The organism is Streptomyces sp. NBRC 110028 (assembly GCF_001417735.1).
Taxonomy (GTDB): Bacteria; Actinomycetota; Actinomycetes; order Streptomycetales; family Streptomycetaceae; genus Streptomyces.
The window spans coordinates 888,625-910,006 of record NZ_BBUZ01000023.1 but is presented as its reverse complement, the minus strand read 5'-3'; the positions used below and the strand labels follow the sequence as shown (position 1 = coordinate 910,006).

Sequence of the window (21,382 nt, the reverse complement as noted above, 5' to 3'; positions counted from 1 at the left end):
GGTTGAGAGCGGGCGTTGCAGTGAACCTGAGGCGGGGCAGGCGTCCCACGTTGGGCAGTGCCAGCGGGGACCTGGAGTGAGCCGAAGTGCGCTCCGGGGCTATGTCGTCCTCCTCTTGAACTCGGTCAGCTTTTCCGCAGCGCTGTCTGCTTGATCGGCAGCAATCTCACGCACTTCGAGGGGAAGGCTCTCGTCCCTACTGGCGTTGATTCCGGCGCCAAGGGCACCGACCAAGTCGAACAGTTCGTTGTCTCCGTCTTCGGAGTTCAAAGCGCCTCTCTTCGTAGTTCCAAGCGGCCCCGCCCCCGCTGCGACCCGTCCATCTGGAGTCAGGAGGGACCTCCAGCTCGAACAGCGGGGGCCGGCTTGAAGGTCCTCCCAGGGCACGGCTGTCCTCCTACGTGGCGTGGGCGGGCGGTCTGTTGAGCGGCTGCGCTGGCCGACAGGGCCACGCGCAAGCACGGATGAGCTGTGAAGCAGCAGGGGTGCTCAGGGTTCAGGACCGGTTTTTCTCCCCGTACACCCACAGCAGACGGCGGGTGAGACCGGCCACGTCGCGCATGAAGAAGAAGGCGCGGAAAACCGGCGTCTCCTTCGTCGGTCGCTCCGACAGCTCCAGCAGCCTGTACGCCTGTCTGCACAGGGCCCTGATGGCGGGGTCTTGGTCGGTGCCCAGCTCCTGACCGAGAAGCAGGCCCAGCTGCTTGATGACGATCGCCGTCCTGGCGCTGATGTCCTCGCGGGTCGAGGTGCTCAGCTCCATGTGCAGGGCGGCGTCGGTGCTGTCCGCGATCAGCTCTGTGTCGAAGGGCAGGCTGTCGACGGCTGGAGCTTCGTGTCTGTGGGTCACGGTGGCCACCACGCATCTCCCCTTGGTGCCGCGTGCTGCGGCGCCCTTGGTTGCTCGGGTTTGAAAGGACCGTAAGGCCGCCGTCTTCCAACCTCCAAGGAGATTGCGTGAGTTTGCAGCAAGTCGATTGACGGGGTCGAACGCCTTGCCGACCATCTTCTTGTCGCGCAAACCAGCGCAAGACAGCGGACGGGAGAGCAGCCATGAAGCTACGGTTCCTTGGTAAGAACTCCACCCCCGGAGATAGCCCCACCCTGTACGCCAGTGACCAGGACAGCTACGTGATCCAAGGCTGGAAGGTCTACGCCAACGACTTGCTCATGCGGCTCGACGTGCCCGAAGGCCAGACGGTGATCGAAGTGCCGCCGGAGCTGTTCGAGCATCTGACGAAGGACGGACACTCGACCGGCGAGATCAAGAGCTTCAGCGCCCCGATCATGCTCATTACCGAGCAGGGCACATGCATCGTGCAGGGCCCGGAAATGAACGATCCCGAGGCCCTGAGCCAGATGCGCATGCCCGACTATGAGACCTGCATCGAGGTCCCCAAGTCCTCGATCACGGCCCTACTGGAGGAGAACAGTGGACCTGATCACCCCAGCTCAGCGTGACGAGCTGTTCAACAGCTTCGAGCGCGACGCCTTCCACCTGGAGCTGAGGGACGACTACGGGTCTCCCGTCGAAGACACGCCCTATGCGCGGTGGCAGAGGGGTGAGCCCGACGACTACGCCTGGCTCGCCCCTTGGATGACGCTCATGAAGCGAGTCACGGGCGACGGGAAGACCGTCAGGCGCGTGCGGGTCGTCACAGAGCCTCACTCCCAGTACGTCGGCTGGGAACACTCCCTGACCCACCTCAACCTGGAAGCCGGCGAGGACATCCGATGGCTTCCACGGCACCAGCTGCCGGACGGCATCACCTTCCCGGTCAGCGGCAACGACTGGTGGCTGTACGACGACCGCCTTCTCGCCGTCGGCCACTTCGACCCGGAGGGCCGAGTGCTGGGGTCGGAAATCGTCGAAGACCCCGACACCGTGGCCGAGTGCGTCCGTGTGCGCGACCTTCTCTGGGCCGCCGCCACCCCACACGCCGAGTACAAGCCCTGACCCACCAGTGAGCAACCAAGCACAAGAAGCACGTCAGGCGCTGGGCGCCCGGCTTCGCGGCTTTCGCAAGGACGCGGGATTCGCGAGCGGCCGGGCGCTTGCCCGTGCGCTCGACTGGCAGGAATCGAAGGTCTCACGACTCGAAAACGGGAAGCAGAACGCCAGCGAGGACGACATCAAGGTCTGGTGCGCGGCGACAGGGCAGCAGGAACATATTGATGACCTGATCGCGACCGTGCGCCACATCGACGAACTCTGGCAGGAGTGGCGCCGGCTACTGCAGACGGGCGCGGAGAAACGGCAGCACCAGGGCCTTCAGGTCTACGCCAAGACGAAGGTCTTCCGTATCTGGCACCCCACGGTCATATGGGGGACGCTCCAGACAGCCGAGTACGCAGCGGAGACCTTCCGGCAGGTTGTCGACTACTACGAGATCCCGGACGACGCGGAAGCCGCCACGGCCAAGCGGCTTGAACGTCAGCAGTACCTGTACCAGGGGAACCGGATCTTCAACGTGCTGCTGAGCGAGCAGGCTCTGTACAGCAACTTCGGCGGCCCCGAGGTGATGAAGGGGCAGCTCGACCGCCTACTGGCCGTGATGCGGCTGCCTCGGCTCAGTCTGGGCCTCGTCCCGCGGTCCGCACCGTTGAATATTTGGCCCGGTAATTCCTTTTCGATGTTTGACGACAAGCTCGTCCTCGTTGAGACCTACTCGGCAGAGTTCTCGGTCACGCAGCCACGCGAGATCGAGCTGTACACCAAGGCGTTCGAGCTTCTGAAGCAGTCAGCGGTCTACGGATCCGCTGTTCGAGACCTCATCTTCGCTGCGATCCACCACTTCGACCAGATGCCCACCGATTAGGAAGGCTCCGACCATGCCCGAGAGCCCAAACTGGCGCACCAGCTCCTACACGAGATCCGACAGCTGTGTGGAAGTGGCCGACAACGACCCGAACAAGGTGATGGTTCGGGACACGAAGGCGCGCCATCGGGGAATCATGGCCGTCCAACGAACTGCATGGGTGGCATTTGTGGAGTACGTCAAGCAGGGGTGATCAGCGCCGCCGCACATGTGGCGACCGCAGCGGCGGACCGGCTGCTGCCGCGGGGGCCGGAGCGGCGGTGTGTTGCGCGACGCTGCGGGCCTTGGCTGCCTGGGCGCGGGGGCTGGGAGCGTGGCGTTGGCCGAGGCGCTGGATACGCCAAGTCAGCGCACGAGCAGGACTGCGGGCGTCGTCCAGCGTGCGTTGGTTGAGTGCTTGGTCGAGGATCGTGGCCGCGTTGTGCCCCGTAGCCTCCGCCTCGGCGAGCACCGAGGCGAGCGCCTCCCAGGCGCGGTTTCGAATGATGCGTTCGGCATGTTCGGGCACGGCCTGTTTCAGATGGTGGGCGTAGCGGTGCTGGGTCTTCAGGGTGGGAGCCTTGCGGGCAAGGTTGTCCAGTACAGGCTCGGCGATCTGTGCGTACGCGGCCTGCAGGTGAACGAGTGCCTGTCCGGCTGCTGCCTCCTGTTGGGCGTGCTGGTGTTTGCGGTGCCAGTGCATGGCGAAGGCCACTGCGGTGAGCATGGCGTTCAGGAGCATTGCCAGCGCGGCACCGTCGTTTTGGCCGGCCGGGTTGCGCCAGATCGTCTGGACGCTCCGGCGCAGGACACGGGCGCTGGTGTGGTCGGCGGCGATTCGGGAGCGGGTGGCGCGTTCGAAGGTGGTGGCGGCTCGTTCGAGTTCGGCCCGGACGGTGTCCGGGGCGGTGACCGGAAGCAGGTCGAGTGCTCCGCCGAGAGCGGCCAGCTGGCCTTGGGCCACGCGGTCGTCGCCGTGGGTGACGTGGTGGGGGATGCGTTCGGTTGCGGTGGTGGCTTGGTGCCAGGGGTCGCCTGGCCGGACGACGACCGGCTCGGGGCCGGAGTCGGCGAGACGCTGGCGGATCTTGGGCAGGGAGAGATCACCGGCAAGGGTAGAGCCGGAGTACCAGATAGGTTTGTCCTGCTCGTTGACATCGCCCGGCAGAGCGACGCTGTAGCCGAGCACGTCGCCGGACGGCCCGGTCTTGGGCCGCACGGTCATGCCGGTGGCCTCCAGCAGCTCGAAGAACTCGGCTTCGCTGGAGGCCGCGGCGACGGCGCGGCGAACGGGCTTGCGCAGGATCTCACGAGACGTGGCGTCCTGCCCCTGGCGCTTGGCTTTGAAGTGCTCCTTGCTGGTGGGGCGCTTGGCGGCCGTGCCGTCGCCGGGCTTCAACCGCCTGAGCCCGTAGTCGATCTCGATCTTCCGAGCTTCTCGCTGTACGGCGCGGATGTCGCGGTCGCGGCGGGGGCGGCGGCCGTCCTGGCGCACGAGGGTGGCGGCGATGTGGATGTGGTCGTCCGCGTGGCGCACGGCCACCCAGCGGCAGGCTTCCGCATCCCCTACGGGGGCGATACCGGCGGCGGCCACGATGCGGCGGGCTGTCTCGGCCCACTGGGCGTCGGACAGGACGGGATCTTCAGGTGCGGCGCGGACCGGGCAGTGCCAGACGGTGGTCTTGGGCGCCCGGCTACCCAGCATGGTGACTGGCTGGTCGAGCTGCGTGAAGAGCTGCTTCTCCACCTCCTTGGGGTCCCGCTGGGGACTGCGGCCCGGGGTCGGGCGCGAAGTCGTTCCAGGACCCGACCAGATGCGGATCGACGTGCTCGTTGGCCGTGCCCTTCCCGAAGAGATAGGCGATCAGGCGCCGCGTGCTGCCCATGCCCGTGATGATCTTCGGTATCACCAGCTCACCGTCCCTCTACGACCTGAGCGACGGCGGTGTCGACGACTTCGACTGCCGCTTCGACGCCATCCAGGAGACGGCGGACGGTGTCGGGCTGGGGCCAGGAGCCGTCCTTGTGGAGGTGCCAGGTGAGCTGATTGAGGTTATTGCCGACCCAGCCGAGCTGCCGGTTGGCGGCCATCAGCGCCTTGACCATGGCGCGGTAGTCGGCGACTGCCGCAGTGGGATCTTCGGCGCGGGCGGCGGCCAGGGATGCCTCGGCCACGTAGCCGCCGATCTGCATCCGGCTGATCTCAGCGGCTCGTTTCAGATCGGCAAACTCGGGGTCGCTGTAGCGCGGATGGACACGGCGCTCACGCAGACGGTGCTGACGCAGACGGCGACGCGGTACAGAAGGCTGCGTGGTGTGTGGCGATGGCGTCGTGGCCCCTTCCTCGGTCGGCTCCCCCGGGCCGACCGACTCCGGCTCCCCTGCGCCGGATGCCTCCGCCTCCTCTGGGGCGGAGGCCGGGTAAGGACTCCTTACCCGACAACTTGCTGCGCTGGTTGGGCTGGTGGACGTCTCCTGCTGTGTGGTCGGAAGTCCGTGGGGCGGGTCGTGCATGTGCTGTTCTCCGTGCGGTGGTCTGTCTCGTCCCACTCGTTGCGTGCCTGGTCAGAGCAGGTACGGGTGGGATGGTGATGTCGGGTCGACTCGTTGCTGGCGACTCACTCGTCTCCGCGTTGACCTGCGCGGGGACGAGTGATGCGAGTCGAGGCGGGTGGGGATGCGGGCGTAGCCGGGCTCAGCGCGCGGCGACAGGGACCTCATCGCGGTTGGTCTGGGTCGGGGCGGTAGCCGCGTCCAGTTCGGCTTGCAGGATGCCCTTGATCTTGTCTGCCTCCCTCCTGCCGATGGTGAGCTTCTTGGCGCGGATGGCGTCTTCGATGTGGCGGCGCGAGGCGCGGCCGCCACGCCCCAGTGGTGTGGTGCGGGCGATGGCGAGCAGCTTGTCGGGGATGTCGTCGGCCTCGTCTTCTTGTGGCTCGGCCGAGGCTCGCGAGGACCGCGGCACGTCGGCGGTGGCAGAAGCCACGTCGGCAGGGTCGTCTGTGCCGTCGACTGGATCGGCTGCCAAGTCTTCAGGGCTGCCGTGTGCATGGCGCAGGGGCAAGGGCGGCTGCGGGGTGTTGGTGTCGTCGATGTGGCTCGATGTGGCGTCTGCGCGGCGATTGTGGCTCGACGTGGCGTCTACCTGGTGTGGGTGGGGAGTTGGGTGGCGTTGGATGACGAGGTAGAGGTGGACGGCTCCGGCCAGGGCGAGTGGGGCGATGGCGGACAGGGCGCCGACGGTGAGGTCGTCGAGGCGCAGGCTGTCGGCCTGGCGGGTCTGCTGGTTGAGGCGTACCGCGTGCAGGGCGTTGGCCCAGATGCTGGTGACGGTGGCTGCGCCGACGAGTGCCCACACGTACATGCGGGAGCGCAGTGGGGCGGTGCGCAGCATGAGCAGGGCGCCGACGCCGATGGCGATGAACCCGTCGATGACGAGCGGGAAGGTGTAGGTGAGCCGTGTGGGTGGCGCTCGCTCTGTATCTCAAGGTGTGAACCAGCTCTGTCAGAAGCACGCCGCGACAGTTGGAGGAGAGAGATGAATCCTGACCGCCCTAACTCACCCTGCCAGGCAGAGACGCCTACGACGACTTGGGAGGACGCCGATGTGCCTTCGGCTCTCAGCGACCCACTGCCGGTCTGGGGGGACGTAGACGTGCCAACTGCCTTCAGCGACCCTCGTCCAGTCGGCTGGCGGGACTGCGATGACGTGCCGCGCGCGCTTGAGATTCTGGATGCCGACGAGGCAGAGAATTCGTGAGCGACGGCCGAAGGGCGGCCCGGACGTCACTCTGGGCTGTCCTCGCGGTCCGGTGCTGCCGACCCGACTCCATCTACGCGGCTGAGGCGTTTTACCGTCTCGACAAGGCGAACGCCACTCGCTGGCAGGAAGCACGTGCCACGGCGTAGTGCGCTCGGCGGGGTGGGACCTGGTGCAGGGCGGCCCACTCCGCCGAGACGCCCGCTGCAGCCCGGCTGGTGCCGCGTGCACGCGCTGCCTCCGAGGACGCCGCTTCCGACGCGGAGCCGAAGCCCGGCGGCACGGAGGAGCCCGGCCCGGAGGCCGTGCCGGATGATGCTGATCCGTTGGGAGAAATTCGGGAGATCAACTCCCCGTCCGCTCACGCAAACGGCCTCGGACGAGGAGTCCGAGGCCGGATAAGGCGCCTCCCTGGGGGACAAACCCCAGGTCAGCGGCGTAATGCGTGGTGCCCCCGGCAGGATTCGAACCTGCGACACCCGCTTTAGGAGAGCGGTGCTCTATCCCCTGAGCTACGGAGGCGGGGGCTTGTGGAAAACCTTGTCGAAAACCCGGTTCCTGATCTTCGGCTCGGCTGCACAAATCCGCTGGTCAGGCGGCCTGCGCGCTGATCACCAAGGGGTCCTGGCAACAGGGCGCAGCGGAGATCCCGACTGACCCCTCACAGGGTAGCGGATGCGCTCGCTGCGGTTCGCCCTCGCTGTTGTGATTCCTCTGGGAAGCCGGTTGACGTGCAGTTTCGCGTGGGATGAACATCGTCAGTGAGGTGCCGACGGTGACGGGCTCGGCTGTGCGCGGCGGCGAATTTTCCGTTCTGTGGCGATGAGGACTTGGAACACTCCGCCAGATGCCCCCAATACGAGCGCAGGGTCGGTCAGCGGGCAGGGGCGGTCGGATCGGTCACGGCGTCCTTTTCCGTCGCGAGGTCGTGGAGCCGGGGGCAGAACGCCACTATGTGCAGGGAGCCGACGCAGGGATGCATGAGCTCATCCTGGCCGAGTGACAGGCGCGGAAGGGGTTGACCGCCTCGCGTAGTCAGGATGTTTTCAGGTAGCCGATGGCACGGTCGGGCCTCATGACGTATGAACTGTCTGAGACTCCCCAAGCCGCACCGGGCGGCACCACGCCCGCCCGGCACGGACATCGTCTGCGCTGGAACAAGGTGCCTGAGGTCACCGCCTACTTCTGGATCATCAAGGTGCTCTGCACCACAGTCGGCGAGACCGCTGCCGATCTGCTCAACGAGAAGGCCGGGCTGGGCCTGACCGGCGTCTCGGTGCTGATGAGCGTGCTGCTGGCGGCCGTGCTCGTCGTCCAGTTCCGTACGACTTCCTATCGCGCGGGTGTGTACTGGCTGGCCGTCGCCCTGATCAGCGTGGTCGGCACCCTGATCAGCGACAATCTCACCGACAACATGGGTGTGCCGTTGGAGACGAGCACCACGGTGTTCGCGCTCGTCCTCGCGGTCGTTTTCGTGGTCTGGTACCGGCGCGAGCGCACCCTGTCCATCCACAGCATCGACACCACCAGCCGCGAGTCGTTCTACTGGCTGGCGGTGCTGTTCACCTTCGCCCTCGGCACGGCGGCCGGTGACCTGGTCTCCGAGCGCATGAACCTCGGCTACTGGCTCTCCGCGGTCCTGTTCGCCCTCGCCATCGCGGCGGTGGCGGTAGCCCACTTCGCGCTGGGCCTGGACGCGGTATGGAGCTTCTGGATCGCCTACGTTCTCACCCGCCCCCTCGGCGCCTCGATCGGCGACTACCTCTCCCAGCCGAACGCAGCCGGCGGTCTTGGCCTCGGCACCGTCGTCACCAGCGCGCTCTTCCTGGCGGTCATCCTCGGCCTGGTGGTGTACCTGATTGTCACCCGCAGGGACGTCGCCGAGCCGGAGAGCGTGGCACGTCAAGCAGCCTGACCAGCGCAAAAGGCGTTCAGGATGCGTTCAGGCGGCATCTGGCAGGGTCGCATGCCTCGCCCGCCGCCCGCCGCCCGCCGCCCGCGGTTGGCGGAGGCAGCAGGGCGCCCACCCCACTGGGGGCGAGCGCCCTGTCGTCGTACCCCCACTCGACAAGGAGTGTCCGACTTTGGAGAACCCCGAACTCCTCACTGACCTCGACGTCGCGAGCACGCACCAGTCCGCGGCGAGCAGAACCAAGACGGTGATGAAGAAGCTGCCGGAGGTCACTCTGGCCTTCTGGGTCATGAAGATCGCCGCGACAACGCTGGGAGAGACGGCCGGTGACCTCTTCGCGCAGACGCTGAAGCTGGGTTACTTCCTCACCACGATCGCCCTGTTCTTGATCTTCGTGGTGACTCTGGTCGTCCAGCTTCGATCGCGGCACTACAACCCGTTCTTCTACTGGACCGTGATCTTGTCGACCAGCATGGCCGGCACCACGATGTCCGACTTCATGAACCGTGATGCCAGCGCCAAGTTCTTGTCGAACGGCGCCACCTCGCTCGGCTGGGGCCCGCAGGGCCTGGGCCTGGGCTACCCGACCGGCGCGGCGATCCTGATCTCGATCCTGCTGGTCATCTTCGCGGTCTGGAAGGTATCCGGAATGACCTTCCAGATCCGCGACATCGTCACGTTCCGCGGCGAGGCCCTGTTCTGGTCGGCGATCCTGGTCTCCAACACGCTCGGCACCTCCATGGGCGACTTTCTGTCCGACAGTTCCGGCCTCGGCTACCTGGGCGGCGCTCTCCTCGTCTCCGGGGCACTCGCCGTCCTCGTGGCGCTGATGAAGGTGCCGGTGGTGCCGAACGTGCTGTTGTTCTGGATCGCCTTCGTCCTCACCCGCCCGCTCGGCGCCACCGCCGGTGACTTCCTCACCAAGCCGGTCGCCAAGGGTGGCCTGAACCTCGGCACCGCCGGCTCCTCGGCCGTCCTGCTGGCCGTCCTGTTCGGCCTGATGGCCTACGCCCACGTGCAGGAGAAGAAGAACGAGGTGACGCTCTCCGAGCAGGAGCAGCCCCTCACCCGGCAGGCAGGGTGACCGTGAACCGGGCCCCTGGCGTGTACCCGGGATCGTAGGACACCTCGCCGCCGACGGCGTGGGCCAGGCGCCGCGCGAGCGGCAGCCCCAGTCCCGCGCCGTCGTGCCCGTCCGTGGCGTCGGCGCGTCGACCTGGCTGGAACAACTCGTCGGCGAACGCCTCGGGTACACCGGGCCCGTCGTCGACGACGTCGATCAGAACAGAGCCGGGCCTGCGGTGCGTGGACACGGTCACGCGCGAGTGGGCGTATCGGACGGCGTTGATGAGCAGCGGGTTGATGATGCGTTCGAGCAGAGCCGGCGTGACACCTGCCTTCAGCTGTGGACAGGCCGCCTCCACCGTGGCCTTCGCCTGGTGCGGTGCGTCGAGCTGCTGGGCAAGACGGCGCAGAACGGGGACGACACCGGTCGTACCTGGGACCGTTGAAGGGTTCCGCGCATTTTCGCGGGCGTCGTGCAGCAACGTGTCGCAGATCGTGAGCATGGATTGGGTGGCCTCGGCTATCACCTGGTGACTGGCGCGGGTCTCCTCGGCGGAGCGGGGGCGTCCCTGCCACCAGTCGAGTTCCATGATGACCCGGGTGAGCGGGGTGCGCAGTTCGTGGACAACTCGCCGGTCAGCTGCTGCTCGTGACGCAGCACCGCGCGTATGCGGTCCAGCAGTGAGTCAAGGGAGCTGCCCAGGGCTGCGAGTTCGGCGGGGTGCTTCTCGACGCCGAAGCGGTCCACGGCTGCCACCGCACTCCTCTGGGTGGCCTGCTCGGTCATGGCCCGCACGGGGCGCAGTGCCCGGCCTACCGAGAGGCGGGTCAGCGCATAGGTGCAGATCAGCATCACACCGTCCAGGACGAGCGATCCCAGCAGCAGGGTATCGGCCGAGTTCCGGTACGGGGCGAGGCCCAAGGCCGTGACCACCGTGGCGGCGTTACGACGGCGGGATACGGGCCGGGAACACAGACGGACGGCACGGGGGCGGTTCGCCTGGACGGTCGCGCAGGCACTGCCGCCCTGTGCGGCGAGCCGGGCAGCGGCCCGGGTCAGCGGGCTGTCGGCCGCGGCGGGGGTCGGCTGTTCGAGCAGGTGGGTGCCGGCGTAGATCCAGACATTGGTGTCGAGGAGCTGGTCGTTGGCGGCCTCCAGCACGCGCACCCGCGAACCGTTGGTCTCGACGGTCGTGGCCACCGCGTCCGCGCGGGTGCGCAGCTCGTCGTCCGCCTGGCGCTGCAGGTTTCGGTCGACCGTGGTGTTGAACACCACGGTCAGGACCGTCATCAGCAGGGCGGCGGTGGTCAGTGCGACGAGCGAGAGCCGGCCCCGCAGAGTGCGTGGAGCCAGGTGGCCCGGGAAAGAGTTCATGACAGCCGGTGGCCGATCCCGCGTGCCGTGCCGATGGTCAGCGTGCTGCCGACGTCGCGCAGCTTGCGGCGCAGGCGGGTCAGGTACTGGTCGAGGGTGTTGTCGCTGACCTGCGCGCCCTCGGGCCAGCCAGCCCTGGTCAGGTCGCGGCGGCGCACGAGGTCTCCGCCTGCGGCGACGAGCACCGCCAGCAGTCGGAACTCTGTCGGGGACAGGGCGACGGGGGTGCCACGAACGATCACTCTGTGCCGGACCGCGTCCAGCGTCATGTCTCCGACTGCGGCCGTGGAACGTGGAGAGGACCGCTTGAGTGCGGCTCGCAGCCTGGCGGTGAGTTCGGCGAGGTGGAACGGCTTCGGCAAGTAGTCGTCGCCTCCCGCGGAGAACCCGGACAGCCGGTCGGTGATGTGGTGCCGCGCGGTCAGGAAGATCACCGGGGCGAGGAACCCGTTCGCGCGGAGGGCCTGGCACACATCCCGTCCGTCCGCGTCAGGCAGACCGATGTCCAGTACGGCTGCCCCGATGTCCGCCGTGGCCAGCCGCAGGGCGGTGGCGCCGTCGGCGGCTGGGACGGGGTCGAAGTCCTCGTCGTACAGGCCGCGGCGCAGAACGTCACGCAGGGCGTGATCGTCCTCGACGACCAGGATTCTAAGGCGCATGGTCCTCCTCCGCCGGCCGTGCGGCCGGGTGGGTCGAGTCGCTGAGGAAGGATGCGGGCAGCCACTGGGCCGCGGCGCACAGGCACACTCCGAGCCAGCCGAAGGCGAACAGCCAGCCGCCGACGACGTCGGTGAACCAGTGCACCCCGAGGTAGACGCGGGTGAGCCCGACCAGCAGGCCCCAGCAGCCGACGGCGACGCTGAGTGCCGTCCCGCCGCGCGGGGCGCGCAGGCTCAGCGCCACGATCAGTAGCCCGGCGGTCAGTGCAGCCGTGGTGGTGTGCCCCGACGGGAACGCCCAGCCGCTCGCGTGCGTGGTCCAGTCATCCCGCGGCGGGCGGGCCCGGTGGATGAGCTCCATCGCGCCGTACCGAAGTGCCTGTCCTGAGCCGAGGCAGGCGAGGCAAAGCGCGACGGCGAAAAGCCTGTGCCGCAGCGTCCGCCCAGCCACAACGCCGGCCAGCACGGCGAGGACGTACGGGATGACACCGGTTCCGGTGGCAGTCAGCCCGCGTGCCAGGGCCAGCGCCGCATCGGGGCGGTGGCCGACGGACCACGAGAGAAGGCCGTCGTCCAGCCACAGCGGAGCACCATCGCCGCCCACGACCACCATGGTCAGCACTCCCAGCGCCGTCCAGGCGCCGAGGCCCGCGCTGCACGCCAGCCCTGTGGCGTCCCTGCGGTTCACGGGGCAGCCAGGAGCGGACGCAGCACAGTGGCGCTCAGGCGACGGGCAAGCGTCTGCGCCCACCGCCGCAAAAGGCTCATCGCAGCGAAGGCCGCGAGCCCGCCCACGAGCACGCCGGCCGCGACGTCGTGCGGGTAGTGCGCGCCGACCCAGGCCCGGGAGGCCGCCATGGCGAGCGCGGCCAAGGCCGCGACCGCTCCCAGGCGACGTGAGACGAACACCAGCGCCACGGCGGTCGCCGCCGCGATCGCCGAATGATTGCTGGGGAAGGACCGGTCACCCGGCGCCGGGCACGCCTCCAGCGTCCTCATGTGCAGGTTCCGGCACGGCCTGTCCTCACGCACCACCAGCTTCAGGACGGCATCCACGCCGTACGCCAGGACCACGACCACCGGCGCGGCCAACGCCGTGACCGCCGTCACCGCTCCTGTCCGCCGGGCCTGCCGCCGGCCCAGGACCATCAGCAGGGCGAACACCGCCAGCCCGTACGCCGACCACGCCGCCACCGCAGTGTCCAGCCAGCCGGGAGAGCGCCCCGCCAAGTCCACCACATCCGTGCACGCGGAGCCGTCGATCGACGCTCCGCCGAACGCGGAGGTCATCCGCGCGCCTCCTTCGCCCTGGCCTGCCTGCGGCTGCGGTACAGCTCGGCGGCGAGCGGAATCAGCGAAACCACCACGATCAGCGCCACCAGCGGCAGCAGATAGCGGTCCACGTTCGGGATCTCGGAGCCCAACGCATATCCCGCCAGGGACAGGCCGACGCTCCACACCAGGCCGCCGACCACTTGCCAGAGGGTGAACACCCGGACGGGCACGTCCAGCGCCCCTGCCAGCGGATTGAGGACGGTCCGCACCACCGGCACGAATCGCGCCAGGACGATGGCCTTCGCATGCCCGTACCGCGCCAGCAGCACCTCGGCCCGCTTCGCACCCTCGCGGAGCCGGGTGGACCGCCTGTGCGCGAGCAGGGTGCCGCCCGCCCGGCGCCCGATGAGATAGCCGCACTGCGCACCGGCCAGCGCGCCGAACGCCGCGGCGACCAGAAGGGGCCCCAGGGACAGCCGTACGCCATGCTCCCCCGTGCCCGTGCAGAGCAGGCCCGCCGTGAACAACAGGGAGTCGCCCGGCAGGAAGGAGCCGATCAGCAGTCCCGTCTCGGCGAACATCGCCGCGCCGACACCCAGCACGCCGAAGGCTGCCAGCAACGAGTGCGCGTCGAGCGGGTTCACAGCGAGCTGCGACGATAGGACCACGGGTGTGGTCATCGGCATGAGTCCTTTCCCCGCGGACACCGGATGCATACCCCGACTGACTACAATCCTGTAGACGGTCTACGTCACTGTAGACGATGGCGGGGTGAGAATTGTTCCCATGACCGACGCGAAGGACGAGCGCCGACCCGCGGGTGAGCTGGAGGCGGCCGTGATGGCCGCCCTGTGGGCTTCGGACATGCCGCTCACCCCGGCCCAGGTTCAGGCCGAACTCGCCTCCGGCCTGGCGCGGACGACCGTGACGACGATCCTTTCCCGCCTGCATGAGAAGGGGACCCTGGAGCGGGAGCGGCAGGGCCGCGGCTACGCCTACCGCCCCATACAGGACCCGCACGGCCTGACCGCTCTGCGCATGCACGGCGAGCTCGACCGCGACAGCGACCGGGAGAGTGCTCTGGCCCGCTTCGTCGCCCAGCTCGGCCCGGAGGACGAGCAGGTCCTGCGGCGACTGCTGGAGGAGGGTCTGTGACGACCATGCTCCTGCTGATCCCGCTCCTCCTGCCCTGCGCGTCGCCTCCCCTGGCCCGCCGGATCCTCGACCAGTGTTCGCCGGTGGCCGCCCTGTGGACCCTCACCGTCTCCGCGCTCCTCCTCGCGGCCGGTACCGTCGCGGCGCTCGGCACCTTCGCGGTGACCGGAATGCTCAAAATCCCGGCGTTTGCCGCGCTGGGCGAGCTGGTCCACCCCCTGCGGACGCCCTCCGAACGGCTGGTCCTGCCCGTGGCCGCCCTGGCCACCGGAGCGCAGAATCAGGGAACAGTGACCGCTTGCTACGGTGCGTGATCGACGGCGAAGACCAGGTATGCGCCGTACAACGCGGACAGGGCAGTCGTCGAGCCGAGCAGGAGGACGCGCACGCTGCCGGAGCGAACTCGGGCCAGCCCGATCGCCAACGGCAGCAGCAAGGGAAAGGCGGGCACGAGGAACCGGGCCCGGGCGCCGAAGAACGCCGAGTCCCCGACAGCGATCACCAACAGGCCCACGCTGTACACCACGAGCGGCAGCGGCTGGCCGTGCGCCACTGTCACGGCTCCGAGGGCTATGGCGGCGCACAGCACGAGTGCCACGACCATCCAGGCGAACGGCACAGACGGGGTATGAAGGAAGACCCGGACCAGCTGGCGAACTGTGGTGACCCCCCAGTCGAATTGGGAACGCCACAGTTTCTGGACGGCGAGGTATCCGTCCCAGCGGCCGAGCCGGGTGCCCACCCATGTGACAAACCCCAGCCAGCCCAGCGGGGCGATCACCGCACCCAGGCAAGGCCGCCACCGTGTTTCCACCGGCTGCCGTTCCGGACGTCTGCGGATTCGCATCAGGGCGACGGCTGCCGCCCCGTCGATCGCGACCACCAGAGCCACCGCGCTGGGCCGGGTCAGCCCCGCCAGTGCGCACAGGACGCCGGCCCATATCCAGCGCTGGGTCAGCGCCGCATACAGTGACCATGCGGCCAAGGCTGTGAACAGTGCCTCCGTGTAGGCCATGCTCTCCACCACGGCATGCGGCAGCGCTCCCCAGAGCACCGCGGCCAGCACTCCGGTGTGCTTTCCGTAGCTCCAGGCAGCGACGGCGAAGATCCCCCAGGCCGCAATCAGGGACGCGAGCCAGGAGACCAGAAGAGCGGCATGCGGGACAGGCAGCGACGTCAGGGCGTGCACGAGCCGGATCAGGGCCGGATACAACGGGAAGAACGCCAGGTTGGAGTAAGCGTTCCCGACTTGCGGACTGGTCGCGAGTACGGGCAGGCCGCGGTCGTATCCGTTCACCGCGATGTTCCCGTACCGCTCGGCGTCCCAGATCGTCGCCAATCTTCCCAGCGCTGGATCTCCACGCCGGTGGCCCCAGTACAGGAGCACCGCCACCCCGACGGCCCGCACCACGGCGAAGCCCAGCACAGCGGGCGCCGCGTCACGGGCTGCCGCGCGCAACCGGTGGCATCGAAGGGCAGGACTGTCCTCGACGGTGATGGCCGACGGCCGGGGTTTCACGAGGCGATCCCCTATGCGAGAAGCGGCTTCGATTCGTGCGACATCGCCACGTCGTCCCTGGTCATATCGCCACCATGGCATCTCGTGGCCACTCGCACGCGCCGGAGTCGTCCACACGGATTACTCGGTGCCGACCGAGCGCGGGCCTCGAGCACGAGACGGAACGAAAGCATGAAGAATAAAAACCGGCCTCTCTTCCGGCTCTGCTGTGACCGGAGGCCTCCGTGATCGCCTCGTCCCGAACACGCCCCCGGAGTACCGTCCGGCAGCTCGCTTACACCCTTGGCGCCGCCGCGGCGGTGGCCGCGCCGTGGACGGGAGCCACGGGAACCGGGCACAGGGCCGGACATGTGCCCACACCCGACCACGTGGTCGTCGTCGTCATGGAGAACCGCGCGTACGACCAGATCATCGGCAGCCCCAGCGCTCCGTACATCATTTCGACGAGGACAACCAGCACAGCAAGAACAAGATCGCCACGGTGCTGTACGGCCAGCCGGTGACCGCGGGCAGCAGATCGGCGACCAGGTACGACCATGACGACGTGCTGCGCACCATCGAGGACATGTACGGCACCTCGCACGCCGGGCACGCCGTCACCGCGTCGGACATCACCGGCATCTGGGCGAGCTGAGCGCGGGTACGTCCGCGGACCGCCGAGACGGCCGCCTGCTGGGGGAGGCGCTCGGCTGACCTGACGACGCCAGGCGGTCAGCCGAGCGCCGGGTCAGGTGGCTCGATGTCAACGAGTTCCGGGGTGTCGGTGCTGCAGTAGACGAGGCCGTCGTGGTCCACGTCGCACGGCGTGACCGTTCCGTCGTCGTACACGAGCCAGGCGAGCACCGGACGGCGTTTCGAGGCCATCGGAGCCAGGGGGCGTCAGGGGCACCAGGGGCGCCATCGGGCGGTGCGTCGAGGCGGTAGCAGACCGTCCGTCCCATCCCGGGCAGAGCACCGACCACCTGGGGCCGTCGTTGGTACGTCAGGAATCCCGGGTGGCGGTCAGCACGGACGACGCGGGCCGTGTCCCCTTGGGCCGCGCCGCCCGTGCCGCATATGTAGCCGACGAGTTCCTCGTCCTCGCGTCGCCACTCCACGATGTCGCATGTCTCGACGCATCCGTTTCCGCGATCGACGAGTGCGGCCCATCGCCGGCTTGAGGCGGGACACGAGGCTTCCACGGGAACCCCTTTCGACGGCTGGGCGGTCGGTCAGTCGGTGTGGGTCAGCGCGTCAGCCGGTCAGGTCCGCGCCATGTCCCACCCACGCGGGACAGCGGTTGCGGTCGGCTCGCGGCCAACTGGCGGATGATCAGCGGGGTCACCAGGACGACCACCAGCAAGCGCAGGCTCTGGACGGTGGAGACCAGGGCGACGTCCGCGTGCGAGGAGACGGCCGTGGCGAGGACCGCGTTGATTCCTCCGGGTGTCGTGGCGAGATAGGCGTCGGTGAACGGTGTGCCGGTCAGGCCGGCGAAGACCCACGCCAGTCCGGCGCAGCCGAGGCTGACGACCGTCATGCAGACCAGGATCGGTGGCAGGAGGCGCCGCATGCTGCGGAGCGTCTGGCGGGTGAAACGTACGCCGACGTCCAGGCCGACGAGGACGAAGACGATGTTCTGCAGCACTCCCACGGGTGCGAAGCCGGGCACGGCACCGCTGAGAGTGGCGGCCAGGGCCACCAGCATGGGGCCGATCAGCATGGGTGTGGGCAGTCGCAGCCGTCGGCCGGCCCAGGAGCCGACGGCGCAGACGGCCGCGAGGGCGAGCAGCCCACTGAGCTGGTCCGCCCCCGCCACGAGGTGAATGAGGCCGGTTCCGGTGATCCCGCCCCCGCCTGGGTGGCCCGATGCGGCCGATGGCCGGCCGGAGGTCATCCAGTGGGCGGCCAGTGGGGCGGTGGTGGCGACGAGGCCGACGCGCAGGTACTGGGTGAACGCGACGAGCCGTACGTCGGCGTTCAGCTCGTCGGCGCAGGTGACGATCGCGGCGGAACCGCCGGGCACCATGCCGAGGACGGCGCTGGGCCGGCTGATGTGGCCACGGCGGGCCAGAAGCCAGGCGATCCCGATGCTCAGCGCGATGGTGGCCGCGGTGACCACGGTCATGGGCAGCGCGACGGGGGCGGCGGAGACGAGGGCGGCCGGGGTGAGGTAGCTGCCCATGAGAGCGCCGACCAGCGCCTGTGAGGCGCGGCCCGCTGGCGTCGGCAGCCGGTCGCGGACCACCCCGCACAGCGCCAGGGCGGCGCCGACCAGCAGGGAGGCCAGGAGGTAGGGGGCGGGAACGCCGAAGGCGGAGGCCGTGAGGCCCGCCGCGTAGCCCCCGGCGATGATCAGGGCCCAGCGTCCGACGGGAGCCGGGCGGGAGACGCGGAGCTCGGAGAGTTGCGGGGCGGGCTTCGGCGCGGTGCTGGGCGAGCGCTCATACGTTCGCTGCGGCGCGGAAGTCGGAGCCACGTTGACGCCTTTCGTCGGTTTGACGGCATGTCCGTTGAACTCGACGCCTGCGTCGTAAGCAGGCACTTTCCACTGTGCCGTGTACGGCCTGTGCGGGCACTGAGAACCCTGAGTGAGCGCTGAGGAGACCCTGAGCGCCCGCTGAGAGCGCGCGGCCGACCAGCGCGTCGGCCCCTAGACTCGCAGGTGAGGATCAGCCTTCCCGCGGGTCCGACCGATCGGCCACGAGGTGATGCGCGTGCGGGTGCTGGTGGTCGAGGACGAGCAGAACATCGCCGCCGCGGTGGACCGTGGGCTGCGCGCCGAGGGGTTCGACGTCGACATCGCCGAGGACGGTGAGAAGGCCCTCCGTCTGGTCAGGCACCACGACTACGCCGTGATCGTGCTCGACCTGATGCTTCCGGGGCGTAACGGCTACGACGTCTGCCGCACGCTGCGCGCCGCGGAGATCGCCACTCCCGTTCTGATCCTGACGGCCAAGGACGGGGAGTACGACGAGGCGGACGCGCTCGATCTGGGTGCCGACGACTATCTGACCAAGCCTTTCTCCTTCGTGGTGCTGCTGGCCCGGATCCGCGCGCTGCTGCGCCGCAGCGCTCCGCAGCGGCCGCCGGTTCTCCGTGCGGGCGATCTCTGGCTGGACCCGGCCGCCCACCGGTGCGGTCGTGGTGAGGAGACCCTCGACCTGACGCCGCGCGAGTTCGGACTGCTGGAGTTCCTGTTGCGCCACCCCGACACGGTGGTGAGCAAGACCGACCTGCTCGCTCAGGTCTGGGACGCGTGGTTCGAAGGCGACCCGAACATCGTCGAGGTCTACGTCGGCTACCTCCGGCGCAAGATCGACACCCCGTACGGCCGGTCCGCCGTCGAAACCGTACGGGGCGTCGGCTACCGGCTGGACGGGAAGGGCGGCTGAGTGTCCCGGCACAGTCTCGCCGACCGCCTGCCCTTCGCCTGGGTGCGACGGTTGACGAGAAAGCTGAGCCTGCGGAGGCGGGTCACCATGTGGGCCACGACGGTCGTCGCCATCGCGATGGTCGCGGCCGGTCTCGGGCTGCTGCTCGGCCTCAAGTATTCGATGTGGCGCGATCTGGACACCACAGGGCGCCAGCGGCTGTCCGACGTCTCGGCTTTCATCAGGCACGACCAGTTGCGTTCCCTCATACCGTCCAGCGGAGGGGACGCCGACGTGGTCGAGGTGCTCGATGCCTCGGGGAAGGTACGGGCCAGTTCCGATTACGACACGGGCCCGGGCAGTCCCAGCGGGTTTCCGAACCCCCTTCCCCCGCAGGTCGTGGAGGGCCGTGCCACGACTCTCCACGACCTCGAGATCGGCGACGGAGGGGACTTCCGCGTACTGGCCCGGCCGACCCGTATCGGGGACCGGCCCGCCACCATCGTCGTGGCGGTGTCCCTGGCCCAGGCCGAGCACACCCTGTCCAGCCTGACCACCGGCCTGGTGATCGGTGTCCCGGCGCTGACGGCGCTGGTGGCATGGACGATCTCGGTCACGGCCGGCCGCACTCTGCGCCCGGTGGAAACACTGCGCGGCCAGGCCGCGGACATCACCGCGACCGATCTGCACCGCCGCCTGGACCTGCCCGATTGTCAGGACGAGATCCACGCGTTGGGCGTCACCCTCAACGACATGCTCGCCCGCCTCGACGAGGCCTCCGTCGCGCAACGCCGCTTCGTCGCCGACGCCGCGCATGAACTGCGGAGCCCGCTGACCGCGCTGCGCGCCCAGCTGGAGGTCATGTCCAGTTACCCCGATCCGGACCGTGACCCGCAGGTGGCCGCCGCCCTGCTGGAAGACGTGGAGCGGCTGCACGACCTCGTCGAGGGCCTCCTCGCGCTGGCCCGCAGCGAGGATCCCGCCCGGCCGCGATCACAGGCCGCGCGCGTCGTCGACCTGGATGAGGTGGTGCTGGCCGAGATACGTCGGCAGCGCTCCCTGGCCCGGGCGGAGATCGACGCCCGGAGGGTCTCGGGCGGCCGCGTACGGGGTGACGCCGAAGCGCTGCGCTGCGTTGTGCGCAATCTCCTGGACAACGCCCGTCGCCATGCCGAACGGCACGTCCGCGTGGCCCTGGGCGAGAGCGGCGGCACCGTGGAACTCACCGTCAGCGATGACGGATCGGGTATCCCGGCCGCGGACCGGACCCGGGTCTTCCAGCGTTTCACCCGTCTCGACGAGGCGCGCTCCCGCGAGGCCGGCGGCTCGGGCCTCGGCCTCGCCATCGTCGGCAAGGTCGTCACCGCCCACGGCGGCACCGCCTACGCCGACCAGGACCCCGCCCCGGACGACGGCGGCCTCGGCGGAGCCCGCCTGGTGGTTCACCTGCCCGCCGCGCCTTCGCCGGATTCGTCCGTCGATCCGCCGCCCGCCCCCGGCGGCTCCGGACCACTCTGACCAGATGCCCCATCTGGTCGGCGGTCCGGTCAGCGGGCCTCCGCCGTGCAGCCGGCGTTCGCCCCAGGGCCCGTCGTGCCCCGGTCCTGCCCGGTCGGCGAGCACCTCGCCCTCACAAGCAGAATCAGCCCACGGCATGACGCAAACCACGTCAACCTTGCGAAAGGGGCAGGTGCAGTGCCAGCCGGGCTCCCGGACCGCCGTCCTCCACACACGCGCGGCCGCCGTGATGAGTGGCCACCTCCCGCACGATCGCCAGTCCCAGTCCGGAGCCGCCGGCGTCCCGGCTGCGGGCGTCGTCGAGCCGGGTGAACCGGTCGAAGACCCGGTCACGGTCGGCGGGCGGAATGCCGACGCCGTCATCGCGGACGCACAGGACCGCCTCGCTTTCCGTGACGTCGAGGCCGACCTCCACGTGGTGGCGGGCGTACCGGACGGCGTTGTCGAGCAGGTTGCGTATGGCTCGGGACAGGGCGTCGGGGTCTCCGCGCACGCGTGCGGGGCGAACGCGGGCGCAGGCGACGGCCACACCGGGGCGGGAATGCAGCCGCCCGACCTCTGCCCTCGCCAGGTCGTCCAGGTCGATCTCCGTCTCGCGCGGCACGCCTGCGGTGGCATCCAGACGGGCCAGCCGCACGAGGTCGTCGATGAGCCGGCCGAGCCGGACCGTCTCCTCGAGCAACTCGGGCAGCCGGGCCGAGAAGTCGGCGCGGGGGTGCCGGGTGGCGGTCTCGATTTCCGCCCGTACGGCGGCCACCGGCTGCGCAGTTCATGCGCGGCGTCCGCCACGAACTGCCGCTGCCGAGTGGTCGCTTCGTCGAGTCTGGCGAGCAGATCGTTGAGAGTGGCGCCGAGGCGCTGTATCTCGTCCGTACGCGGTGGCAGGTCGAGTCGCCGGTGCAGGTCGGTGGCGGTGATCTCGGCTGCTTGGCCGCGCAATTGTTCCACCGGCCCCAGAGCCCGACCGGTGATGTGCCATCCGGCGGCGGCGAT

The 21,382-nt window shown here is 69.1% G+C and carries 23 protein-coding genes, 1 tRNA gene and 3 pseudogenes; 11 read left to right on the top strand and 16 right to left on the bottom strand.

Translation table 11 applies throughout. The annotated features are described in order from the left end of the window. Positions 1 to 99: 99 nt before the first annotated feature. Together ASC60_RS41560 and ASC60_RS09230 are read right to left on the bottom strand one after the other, a co-directional pair. A complete protein-coding gene (locus ASC60_RS41560) occupies positions 100 to 270 on the bottom strand; it encodes a hypothetical protein (RefSeq protein WP_159043226.1) in 171 nt (56 codons plus the stop codon). 226 nt (positions 271 to 496) lie between these two features. Further along, entirely contained in the window at positions 497 to 850 is a 354-nt protein-coding gene (locus ASC60_RS09230) for a hypothetical protein (protein ID WP_234356852.1), read from the bottom strand. Positions 851 to 1,053: 203 nt separating this feature from the next. Here ASC60_RS09230 and ASC60_RS09225 point away from each other — a divergent pair, with 203 nt between their 5' ends. Genes ASC60_RS09225 through ASC60_RS38935 form a run of 4 tightly spaced genes read left to right on the top strand, consistent with a single transcriptional unit; the run spans position 1,054 to position 3,012 of the window. Continuing rightward, positions 1,054 to 1,461 carry a hypothetical protein gene (locus ASC60_RS09225; RefSeq protein ID WP_055548648.1) on the top strand — a complete coding sequence of 136 codons (408 nt, stop codon included), beginning with the start codon at positions 1,054 to 1,056 and terminating at the stop codon, positions 1,459 to 1,461. Then, positions 1,433 to 1,957 carry a DUF6879 family protein gene (locus ASC60_RS09220; protein ID WP_055548646.1) on the top strand — a complete coding sequence of 175 codons (525 nt, stop codon included), beginning with the start codon at positions 1,433 to 1,435 and terminating at the stop codon, positions 1,955 to 1,957. The genes ASC60_RS09225 and ASC60_RS09220 overlap by 29 nt, the downstream gene beginning before the upstream one ends. 7 nt (positions 1,958 to 1,964) lie before the next feature. Further along, the gene (locus ASC60_RS09215) at positions 1,965 to 2,819 is read left to right on the top strand and encodes a helix-turn-helix transcriptional regulator (RefSeq protein WP_055548644.1); all 855 of its coding nucleotides are present in this window, start codon (positions 1,965 to 1,967) and stop codon (positions 2,817 to 2,819) included. Positions 2,820 to 2,832: 13 nt separating this feature from the next. Beyond that, positions 2,833 to 3,012 (top strand): DUF397 domain-containing protein, encoded by a 180-nt coding sequence (locus tag ASC60_RS38935; RefSeq protein ID WP_079038265.1) that lies wholly within the window; start codon positions 2,833 to 2,835, stop codon positions 3,010 to 3,012. Here ASC60_RS38935 and ASC60_RS09210 read toward each other — a convergent pair. The 4 genes and pseudogenes from ASC60_RS09210 to ASC60_RS09195 all read right to left on the bottom strand — a co-directional run bounded on the left by ASC60_RS09210 (position 3,013) and on the right by ASC60_RS09195 (position 7,080). After that, positions 3,013 to 4,708: pseudogene (locus ASC60_RS09210) on the bottom strand (mobilization protein). It abuts the gene before it with no gap. Positions 4,709 to 4,712: 4 nt separating this feature from the next. Beyond that, positions 4,713 to 4,991, bottom strand: a complete 279-nt coding sequence (locus ASC60_RS09205) for a mobilization protein (RefSeq protein WP_055548642.1) — start codon at positions 4,989 to 4,991, stop codon at positions 4,713 to 4,715. 502 nt (positions 4,992 to 5,493) lie between these two features. Next, positions 5,494 to 6,231 (bottom strand): hypothetical protein, encoded by a 738-nt coding sequence (locus tag ASC60_RS38930; RefSeq protein ID WP_107097012.1) that lies wholly within the window; start codon positions 6,229 to 6,231, stop codon positions 5,494 to 5,496. A 773-nt stretch (positions 6,232 to 7,004) separates the two neighbouring features. Then, a tRNA-Arg gene (locus ASC60_RS09195) sits at positions 7,005 to 7,080 on the bottom strand. Between the two features lie 553 nt (positions 7,081 to 7,633). Here ASC60_RS09195 and ASC60_RS09190 point away from each other — a divergent pair. Both ASC60_RS09190 and ASC60_RS09185 read left to right on the top strand, forming a co-directional pair. After that, positions 7,634 to 8,473, top strand: coding sequence for a hypothetical protein (locus ASC60_RS09190; protein WP_055548638.1), 840 nt, complete (start codon positions 7,634 to 7,636; stop codon positions 8,471 to 8,473). A 169-nt stretch (positions 8,474 to 8,642) separates the two neighbouring features. After that, entirely contained in the window at positions 8,643 to 9,554 is a 912-nt protein-coding gene (locus tag ASC60_RS09185; RefSeq protein ID WP_055548636.1) for a hypothetical protein, read from the top strand. On the opposite strand, the pseudogene ASC60_RS09180 reads toward ASC60_RS09185, so the two are convergent. From ASC60_RS09180 to ASC60_RS09160, 5 genes and pseudogenes are all read right to left on the bottom strand, one after another. Next, a pseudogene (locus ASC60_RS09180) lies at positions 9,535 to 10,910 on the bottom strand (sensor histidine kinase). The gene ASC60_RS09185 and the pseudogene ASC60_RS09180 sit on opposite strands and share 20 nt — an antisense overlap. Further along, entirely contained in the window at positions 10,907 to 11,569 is a 663-nt protein-coding gene (locus ASC60_RS09175; RefSeq protein ID WP_055548634.1) for a response regulator transcription factor, read from the bottom strand. Before ASC60_RS09175 ends, ASC60_RS09180 begins: the two are co-directional and overlap by 4 nt. Beyond that, positions 11,559 to 12,257, bottom strand: a complete 699-nt coding sequence (locus ASC60_RS09170) for a phosphatase PAP2 family protein (RefSeq protein ID WP_055548632.1) — start codon at positions 12,255 to 12,257, stop codon at positions 11,559 to 11,561. Before ASC60_RS09170 ends, ASC60_RS09175 begins: the two co-directional genes overlap by 11 nt. Beyond that, positions 12,254 to 12,859, bottom strand: coding sequence for a phosphatase PAP2 family protein (locus ASC60_RS09165; protein ID WP_055548630.1), 606 nt, complete (start codon positions 12,857 to 12,859; stop codon positions 12,254 to 12,256). The genes ASC60_RS09170 and ASC60_RS09165 overlap by 4 nt, the downstream gene beginning before the upstream one ends. Further along, positions 12,856 to 13,524: a DedA family protein gene (locus ASC60_RS09160; protein ID WP_055548629.1), complete on the bottom strand. Its 669-nt coding sequence runs from the start codon at positions 13,522 to 13,524 to the stop codon at positions 12,856 to 12,858. Before ASC60_RS09160 ends, ASC60_RS09165 begins: the two co-directional genes overlap by 4 nt. A 106-nt stretch (positions 13,525 to 13,630) precedes the next feature. Here ASC60_RS09160 and ASC60_RS09155 point away from each other — a divergent pair, with 106 nt between their 5' ends. Together ASC60_RS09155 and ASC60_RS09150 are read left to right on the top strand one after the other, a co-directional pair. Continuing rightward, positions 13,631 to 13,999 carry a BlaI/MecI/CopY family transcriptional regulator gene (locus ASC60_RS09155; protein WP_055548627.1) on the top strand — a complete coding sequence of 123 codons (369 nt, stop codon included), beginning with the start codon at positions 13,631 to 13,633 and terminating at the stop codon, positions 13,997 to 13,999. Continuing rightward, positions 13,996 to 14,313, top strand: coding sequence for a hypothetical protein (locus tag ASC60_RS09150; RefSeq protein ID WP_055548625.1), 318 nt, complete (start codon positions 13,996 to 13,998; stop codon positions 14,311 to 14,313). Before ASC60_RS09155 ends, ASC60_RS09150 begins: the two co-directional genes overlap by 4 nt. Here the strand turns inward: ASC60_RS09150 and ASC60_RS09145 are convergent. Continuing rightward, positions 14,301 to 15,518, bottom strand: a complete 1,218-nt coding sequence (locus tag ASC60_RS09145; protein ID WP_159043225.1) for a glycosyltransferase family 39 protein — start codon at positions 15,516 to 15,518, stop codon at positions 14,301 to 14,303. The two genes, ASC60_RS09150 and ASC60_RS09145, sit on opposite strands and share 13 nt — an antisense overlap. Positions 15,519 to 15,999: 481 nt before the next feature. Here ASC60_RS09145 and ASC60_RS43985 point away from each other — a divergent pair, with 481 nt between their 5' ends. Then, entirely contained in the window at positions 16,000 to 16,152 is a 153-nt protein-coding gene (locus tag ASC60_RS43985; protein ID WP_370592896.1) for a hypothetical protein, read from the top strand. 77 nt (positions 16,153 to 16,229) lie between these two features. Here ASC60_RS43985 and ASC60_RS41555 read toward each other — a convergent pair whose 3' ends face one another. Both ASC60_RS41555 and ASC60_RS09135 read right to left on the bottom strand, forming a co-directional pair. Further along, positions 16,230 to 16,382 carry a hypothetical protein gene (locus tag ASC60_RS41555; RefSeq protein ID WP_159043224.1) on the bottom strand — a complete coding sequence of 51 codons (153 nt, stop codon included), beginning with the start codon at positions 16,380 to 16,382 and terminating at the stop codon, positions 16,230 to 16,232. Positions 16,383 to 16,743: 361 nt separating this feature from the next. After that, positions 16,744 to 17,976, bottom strand: a complete 1,233-nt coding sequence (locus ASC60_RS09135; protein WP_055548620.1) for an AbrB family transcriptional regulator — start codon at positions 17,974 to 17,976, stop codon at positions 16,744 to 16,746. Between the two features lie 238 nt (positions 17,977 to 18,214). Here ASC60_RS09135 and ASC60_RS09130 point away from each other — a divergent pair, with 238 nt between their 5' ends. Both ASC60_RS09130 and ASC60_RS09125 read left to right on the top strand, forming a co-directional pair. Then, on the top strand, positions 18,215 to 18,892 hold the full coding sequence (locus ASC60_RS09130; RefSeq protein ID WP_055548825.1) for a response regulator transcription factor: 678 nt from the start codon (positions 18,215 to 18,217) through the stop codon (positions 18,890 to 18,892). Then, positions 18,893 to 20,389, top strand: coding sequence for an ATP-binding protein (locus ASC60_RS09125; protein WP_159043223.1), 1,497 nt, complete (start codon positions 18,893 to 18,895; stop codon positions 20,387 to 20,389). Between the two features lie 151 nt (positions 20,390 to 20,540). On the opposite strand, the gene ASC60_RS09120 is transcribed toward ASC60_RS09125, so the two are convergent. Together ASC60_RS09120 and ASC60_RS43980 are read right to left on the bottom strand one after the other, a co-directional pair. Then, a complete protein-coding gene (locus tag ASC60_RS09120) occupies positions 20,541 to 21,146 on the bottom strand; it encodes a cell wall metabolism sensor histidine kinase WalK (RefSeq protein ID WP_055548616.1) in 606 nt (201 codons plus the stop codon). A gap of 119 nt (positions 21,147 to 21,265) precedes the next feature. Next, positions 21,266 to 21,337, bottom strand: a pseudogene (locus ASC60_RS43980) (hypothetical protein); the annotation flags it as partial. Between the last annotated feature and the right edge of the window lie 45 nt (positions 21,338 to 21,382).

Bases quoted from the DNA above. Each gene is read 5' to 3' on its own strand.
- ASC60_RS09225 (WP_055548648.1), top strand. From the start codon at position 1,054: ATGAAGCTACGGTTCCTTGGTAAGAACTCCACCCCCGGAGATAGCCCC.
- ASC60_RS38935 (WP_079038265.1), top strand. From the start codon at position 2,833: ATGCCCGAGAGCCCAAACTGGCGCACCAGCTCCTACACGAGATCCGAC.
- ASC60_RS09205 (WP_055548642.1), bottom strand. From the start codon at position 4,991: ATGCAGATCGGCGGCTACGTGGCCGAGGCATCCCTGGCCGCCGCCCGC.
- ASC60_RS09190 (WP_055548638.1), top strand. From the start codon at position 7,634: ATGACGTATGAACTGTCTGAGACTCCCCAAGCCGCACCGGGCGGCACC.
- ASC60_RS09175 (WP_055548634.1), bottom strand. From the start codon at position 11,569: ATGCGCCTTAGAATCCTGGTCGTCGAGGACGATCACGCCCTGCGTGAC.
- ASC60_RS09165 (WP_055548630.1), bottom strand. From the start codon at position 12,859: ATGACCTCCGCGTTCGGCGGAGCGTCGATCGACGGCTCCGCGTGCACG.
- ASC60_RS09160 (WP_055548629.1), bottom strand. From the start codon at position 13,524: ATGACCACACCCGTGGTCCTATCGTCGCAGCTCGCTGTGAACCCGCTC.
- ASC60_RS09155 (WP_055548627.1), top strand. From the start codon at position 13,631: ATGACCGACGCGAAGGACGAGCGCCGACCCGCGGGTGAGCTGGAGGCG.
- ASC60_RS41555 (WP_159043224.1), bottom strand. From the start codon at position 16,382: ATGGCCTCGAAACGCCGTCCGGTGCTCGCCTGGCTCGTGTACGACGAC.